The 6335-nt window shown below is 67.7% G+C and carries 8 protein-coding genes; 3 read left to right on the plus strand and 5 right to left on the minus strand.

Annotation, left to right across the window (positions count from 1 at the left end; translation table 11 throughout):
- Window positions 1–526: DUF222 domain-containing protein (locus tag QOC69_RS09010; RefSeq protein ID WP_526438520.1), on the minus strand; the 526-nt coding region annotated here is incomplete at its 3' end.
- A 169-nt stretch (window positions 527–695) separates the two neighbouring features.
- Here QOC69_RS09010 and QOC69_RS09015 point away from each other — a divergent pair.
- Window positions 696–1157: a DUF4262 domain-containing protein gene (locus QOC69_RS09015; protein WP_526438522.1), complete on the plus strand. Its 462-nt coding sequence runs from the start codon at window positions 696–698 to the stop codon at window positions 1155–1157.
- A 9-nt stretch (window positions 1158–1166) separates the two neighbouring features.
- On the opposite strand, the gene QOC69_RS09020 is transcribed toward QOC69_RS09015, so the two are convergent.
- From QOC69_RS09020 to QOC69_RS09035, 4 genes are all read right to left on the minus strand, one after another.
- A complete protein-coding gene (locus QOC69_RS09020; RefSeq protein WP_526438524.1) occupies window positions 1167–1985 on the minus strand; it encodes a class I SAM-dependent methyltransferase in 819 nt (272 codons plus the stop codon).
- 114 nt (window positions 1986–2099) lie between these two features.
- Window positions 2100–3587 carry a serine/threonine-protein kinase gene (locus QOC69_RS09025; RefSeq protein WP_526438527.1) on the minus strand — a complete coding sequence of 496 codons (1488 nt, stop codon included), beginning with the start codon at window positions 3585–3587 and terminating at the stop codon, window positions 2100–2102.
- A gap of 53 nt (window positions 3588–3640) precedes the next feature.
- Window positions 3641–4660 carry an NAD-dependent epimerase/dehydratase family protein gene (locus tag QOC69_RS09030; protein ID WP_526438529.1) on the minus strand — a complete coding sequence of 340 codons (1020 nt, stop codon included), beginning with the start codon at window positions 4658–4660 and terminating at the stop codon, window positions 3641–3643.
- Window positions 4657–5190, minus strand: coding sequence for a nuclear transport factor 2 family protein (locus QOC69_RS09035; RefSeq protein WP_526438531.1), 534 nt, complete (start codon window positions 5188–5190; stop codon window positions 4657–4659). Before QOC69_RS09035 ends, QOC69_RS09030 begins: the two co-directional genes overlap by 4 nt.
- A 61-nt stretch (window positions 5191–5251) precedes the next feature.
- Here QOC69_RS09035 and QOC69_RS09040 point away from each other — a divergent pair, with 61 nt between their 5' ends.
- Window positions 5252–6160 (plus strand): alpha/beta fold hydrolase, encoded by a 909-nt coding sequence (locus QOC69_RS09040; protein ID WP_526438533.1) that lies wholly within the window; start codon window positions 5252–5254, stop codon window positions 6158–6160.
- Between the two features lie 58 nt (window positions 6161–6218).
- On the plus strand, window positions 6219–6335 hold a 117-nt coding region (locus QOC69_RS09045; protein WP_526438535.1), incomplete at its 3' end, for a peptide-methionine (R)-S-oxide reductase.

Here is a 6335-nt window from a genome sequence, read left to right on the forward strand (position 1 = left end):
CCTCAGCGCCGATCTCCATACTGCGTGAGCGCGCCCGTTCCTGACTGCGGCGCAACGCATTCGGATCGAACCGGTCCACCCAGTAGTCGATGGCCTGCACGGTCTTGTTCGCCGACATCGGTTCCCACTCGTGGATTGCCGACGCCACCGCGGCATCCACCGCACGCAGCGCATCGGGGTCCTTGATCAGCATCGTGCGCCAGACGATCGCCGACATCAGCCGGTAAGTGATCAGACCCTCGGCGAACACCCGACCGACGCGTGGCAACCGGTCGCGCAACGCGGTCGCGACCAACAGTTGATGCGACGCCGCACCCGAGGTGATCTGTTGGGCGGCACCGATATGGGCGCAGACCGCACCCCAGTTGTCGAGGTACCACTGCTCACGCTCGGCCGACCGATCGGCGGCGTAGTACGCGTCCAGCATCTCGACCATGGCCGTCAGCCGCCGCGCGCATGCGGCCGCCTCCACCCGCGCCCACGCGCCGACCGAGACTGCGCCGGACGCACCGTCGGTACCTGCCACTGTCTTGACTCAAGACAGGCGGTGACCGTCCTCCGGAACGACCGAACCCGCCGCCTGTGGATGAAACCGGGACTGTGGATAACTCACCGCCGCAACGGTTCCGCCGCACCGAACTTGTCATAGCCCCGGCGCAAGCTCGCACCAAGTACAACGAAAGGCAGGGCCCGCCATGTGCTGGCAGTGTGATCACCCGGACAAGACGCTCGACGACTACCTCGCGCTGCTGCGTGCGGAGATCCTGGCGCGCGGCTGGATCGTGCAGTACGTCGAGGATGACCGCACGCCCTACGCGTACACGATCGGGCTGCACGATCGTGGCTTACCCGAGTACCTCGTCACGGGCCTGCCCCCCAAGCGGGCCCTATGGCTGCTGGACACCTTCGTCAAGCGGGCGTTGGTCGGACGTCGACCCGCCCCGGGAGAGCGGCTACCGCTGCCCGCGGGGACTCGCCTCGAGATCGTGAAGGTCGAGCACCCCGATGCTCACATGGACATGGCCGTTGCGATCGAAGGCCGCGACATCCAAGCGGTGCAGCTGGTTTGGGCGGACGACCGCGGTCGTTGGCCGTGGGTCAAGGGGTTCGACGACGGCCGGCGAACACAACCGGTGCTCGGCGTGCGAGCCGCCTAACGGTCGAACTCAGAACGCGTAGCGGTGGTACTGCGCCATGTACCGCAACACCTTGACCCTGGACATGACGTTGACCATCAATCGGTAATACCCGGGCAGCTGTTTGAAGGTGTCCGACTCGATGGCCGACACCCAGGCGAGCAGGCGCGCACCGGGTACTGCGTCGAGGATGTCGTCGGGCCCGTCGATGGCCCAGTGCAGCGTCGCTCCCGAACGGCGCACCACGGGGTTCATCCACTGCGATTTGATGCCGAGGGTGTTGAACGCGTCGAACTGCAACTCCCCGGATGGCGCGTGCTCGACGACTCGACGCAGCAGCGCTACGCCGTCCGCCTCGGTGAGGTACATGGTCAGGCCCTCGCCGACCATCAGCATCGGGCGGTCCCGCGGAATGTCGGCGAACCACGCCGGGTCGGTGACGGAGGCGGCGATGACGCGGTAGTGGTCGCGGGTGGGGTAGAGCTGCCTGCGCAGGTCGGCGACTTCGGGGTAGTCGACGTCGAACCACTCCACGTCGGGCCCAGGGTCGATCCGGAAGACCCGGCTGTCCAGACCGCAACCGAGGTGCAGCACGACGGCTTTCGGGTGCACGGCGAGGAACTGGCGGGCCCAGCCGTCGAAGTGCGCGGACCGCGTCGTCACCGACGGCGAGTTGGCCGCCGTGATCGCGGTTCTCTTCCAGTCGTAGTCGATGCGGTCGACGATGTCCTTCGCGAATCGATCGCCGAGGATCGGGTCCGGGAGGTCGGCGTCCAGCGCCTTGGCGTAGAACGTCGCCAGCATGGTCTGCGGTGCGCCGGACAGGTCGACGTGCAGTTTCTCTCTCATGTCATCCGACGCTAGTCCGGTTGCCATCGCGGAGAGTATTCATTGAACGCCGACCGGCGTGGCGTTCAACCGAATAGCGTTGGTGGGCATGCGGATCGACGTGCACAGGCGGCGTCAGCCCGAAGCGATTGGCAGCGCCGGCTCCGACGAATCCACGTGGCCGTTGCTGATGATGGTGAGCCGGTCTGGGCGCACTTCGTAGCGGGCGCCGTCGGCCGGATTGGTGGCATCGAATCCGTCCGCCGAGGGCACGGCGTTAGCCAGCCGGAGGTTGGCGCCGTCGCTCAGCCGCTCACCGTGGTAGTAGAACGCGCCCTGCCCGGTGCGGCACACCACCGCCAGTGACGAGGCCGTTCGGATCATCACCGCAGGCGAGTCTCCCGACTCGCAGCGGGCCGCATGGCCGACGAAGCCCTGAGCATCGGCCGCCGGCCCGCTCGCCGCGGCGCTCGTCGTGGTCGATGTGCTCGTCGGCGGCGCTGCCAAGCTGGTCCGAGGTGGTGTACCGCTGCGGTTGTTGCCGATGACCAGCACGGCCGCGAGGACGGCGGCGACACCGAAGATCAGGATCGTCGCCGCAACCAGCACCACGTGCCCCGTGCCGAACCGCCGTCGTCGACTCGGCGGAGGTGGCGGTGGAACGGGCTGCGGGTTCGGCGGGTACGGGACGTGCCCCGTCGCGTGCGGATTCGGGTAGACCGTCGAGAACTGCCGCGTGGTCGACGGCCGCTCGGGGCGCTCGGCCACCGCGACCGGCTCCTGCGGAACGTCGGCCGCCGCAGTGGCCGCCCTGGCCATTTCGCCCGCGGAGGGGAACCTGCCCGCAGGCTCCTTGGCCATGCCGCGGGCGATGACGTCGTCGAACGCGCGGCTGATTCCCCTGCGCATGATGCTCGGTCGGGGCGGCGGCGACAGCATGTGCGCGCTCATCAGGTGGACCAGATCCGCCGCCTCGAAGGGCGGTCGGCCGGTGAGGCATTCGTGGAGCACGCACGTCAGCGAGTACACGTCGGCCGCGGGCCCCACCCGTCCGCCGTTGAACCGTTCCGCCGCCATGTAGGCGCTGGACCCGACGATCGTTCCGGTCATCGTCACGCTCGCATCGCCGCCCGCGTGTGCGATGCCGAAGTCGGCGAGGTAGGCGAAGTCATCAGCGGTGAGCAGTACGTTCTCGGGCTTGATGTCGCGGTGGACGAGGCCGTCGGCGTGTGCGGCGTCCAGCGCGGCCGCCACCTGCGCGACGATCGACGCGGCCCGCTTCGGCTCGAGCGGTCCACCCGACAGCAGGACGTCCTTCAAGTTGGCGCCCTCGACCAGGCGCATGTCGATGTACAGGACTCCCCCGATGTCACCGAAGTCGTGCACCGGGATGACGTGCGGTTCCTGCAGTCGCGCTGCCATCCGCGACTCGCGCCGAAAGCGCTCCTGATAGGCCGGGTCGGCAGCCATTTCGGCGCGCAGCAGTTTTACCGCCACCGTCCGGCCCTTGATCGTGTCGTAGGCGCGATAGACCTCGCCCATGCCGCCGACACCGATCAGCGACTTCAGCTCATAGGGCCCGAACCGGGTGCCGAGACGTGAGCCGCGGTACGGGGATGACATACCGCAATTGTTTCAGCATCGGCTCCGTGGGCCATGGTGGCCCGACGGCGACGTCAGCCCGCCTGCTTGCTCTTGCGCTTGGCCTCGCGCAGACCGACCCAGAACTTGGCTGCCTCGCGGATCGACTCCTCGACCGGCCGTGGCTGCCAGCCGAGCTCGCGTTTGGCCTTGCTGCAGTCGACGGGGGCCTCGGCGCGCATGAGCCGCAACGAGTCGAGCGAGAGCTGTTCGTCGGTGCCCCTCAGCCGGGCCTTGGCACTGCCGAGAGCGGCCATCGCGTACGACACCGGCAGCGGTATCGACTTGGTCGGCGGCGGCACGCCTGCCGCCTCCGCGGCGATGCGGACGACGTCGGCGTTGGTGATCATCTTCTCCGAGACCAGGTAGCGCTCGCCGACGCGGCCCTTGTCGGCGGCCTGAATCATCGCCCGCGCGGCGTCGTCGACTCCGACGGCCTCCAGCTGGATGCCGCTCATCACGAACGGCAGCTTGCCGAACGCCGCGCCCGCGATGATCGCGCCGTGTGGGGTGCGGCCCCAGTCGCCGCCGCCGTACGTCGTCGAAATGCAGACCGCAACGGCGGGCAGGCCGTGGTCACGCGCGTACTCCATGACGAGGTTCTCCGCCTGCACCCGCGACCGCACGTACGGCGTGAGCCCCCGGTCGACGATGACGTCGTCCTCGGTGGCGGTGCGCCCGCGGCGCCGGCCGACGGTGACGTAGCTGCTGGTGAAGACGAAGCGTTTGAGGCCAGCAGCTACGACCGGCTCGATGGCGACGTCCAGCACGTTTCGGGTGCCGTCCACGTTGGTGTGGAACAGCGGCGATGGATCGCGCAGCCAGCCACGGGTGTCGACGACGCAGTAGTAGACGACGTCGCAACCCGTCATCGCCTCGCGCAGCACGTCGTCGTCCCAGATGTCGCCAAGGAACCGCGTCACCTTCAGGTCGTCGATGCCGACCGTGGTGGCCTTCGGTCGCACCATCACCCGGACGTCCTGTCCGTCGGCGAGGAGCTGGCGGGTGACGTGCGAACCGAGGTACCCGTTGGCGCCGATGACGAGTGCGGTCACACCGTCCCTCCGTCTTTTTTGCTCCTCACGTCCGCGCCGACCTGTCGCATCCAGCGCTCCGCCTCATCGGGCAGGGTGCCGAGCTCCTTGGCCTTCTTGCACCACTTCATCGCCGCGGAGACGAACCGCAGCGGGTTGTAGACGTCCTCCTGGCGGCACCACAGCCCGTCGCCCGCATACGTGACGATGGAGATGTTGGTCGCGCTGATGATGACGCCGTCACCGGGATCGCGCATCGGATTGTCGAGCTCACAGATAATGCGGCCTCGCGCTTCATCCATCACCTTCCACAGCGACGGGAACGACGTCATGTAGCTGCCGGGGAAGCTCTCCATGGTCTTCCAGATCCACGGCCGCACCTGTTCGCGGCCACGCATGGTTCCCGCGGCGTGCTCGACGTAGAGGACGTCGTCGGTGTACTGGTCAACCCAAGGATCCCAGTCGCGGGTCTCGGCGGCCCGGCTCACCGTTGCTTCGAATTGGGCGAATGCGTCGGCCAACTCGTCGCGGCTGAAAGTGCTACCCGTCACATCCAGAACTAGAACACGTTCTATCGTCCTTTGTCGAGCGGCCACCGTAACGTCAGCCCGCATGAAGATGGCGCTAGCGGTCCTGCTCGCGATTGCGGCCGCGGTCCTCGATGCGCCCATCGCGCATGCCGACGACACCACGGGCCCGGTGGACATCGGTGACGGCCGCAGCCTGTTCCTGGACTGCCAGGGCGAGGGCTCACCCGTGGTGTTCGTCATTCCAGGCAAGGGCAGTTACGCCGAGGCCTGGAACGCCGCAGTCCCGCCCGACGACCCGATCCGCTCGTCGCCCTACGACCTGATCGACGAGGCGAAGGTGGCCCCGAATCCGGTCTCGGCGCAACCCCTGGTGGCGAAGACGACGCGGATCTGCACCTACGACCGGCCCAACACCCGGCCGGACGGTGTCGACCGGTCGACGCCAGTGCCGCAACCACACACCGTGCAGTCCGACGTCGACGATGTGGTGAATCTGATTGCCGCGGCGCATCTTCCGACGCCGATGGTCTTCGTCGCCCACTCGTACGGTGGCCTGGTCCTCGACCTGCTCGCCCGCACGCACCCGGAACTGGTCAGCGGTCTGGTCTTCTCCGAGCCCACGTCGGAGTTCCTGCGAATCGTCGGCAGGCCCGATCAGAACGCCGCGTTCAACGCCGACGGCCAGAGTGCCGATCCCGGGGAGGAGTCGATCCTGCCCGACGACGCGTTCGCCAGCATCGCCGCCGCCCCGCCGCTGCCGCGGGTGCCCGCGATCGTGCTCAGCGCGGACAAGTTCGCCGCCCCGGCCGGACTCAAGCCGGACAACTACACCCAGGCCCAGATCCACCAGGCGAACGACATGCTGGCCGCCGCCCTTGGCACCACGAACGTCGTCATCCCCGGCACCGGGCACAACCAGATGTTGTACCAACCGAGGGCCGTCGCCGACCAGATCATCGCCGTCGTCGACCGGGTTCGAGCCGGGTCGTGACGGGGAACTATCCGAAGGGCACTCGAGGTTATACGGGTGCCAACTTCAAGGAGGACCAGTGGCGAAGTCATACAACAAGAACCCCGCGGCAGTGGATGCCCTGTCTCCCGAGCAGTACCAGGTGACGCAGAAGAACGGCACCGAGCGACCGTTCACCGGTAAGTACTGGGACAAC

It is taken from the genome of Mycobacterium sp., assembly GCF_032162105.1.
Taxonomy (GTDB): Bacteria; Actinomycetota; Actinomycetes; order Mycobacteriales; family Mycobacteriaceae; genus Mycobacterium.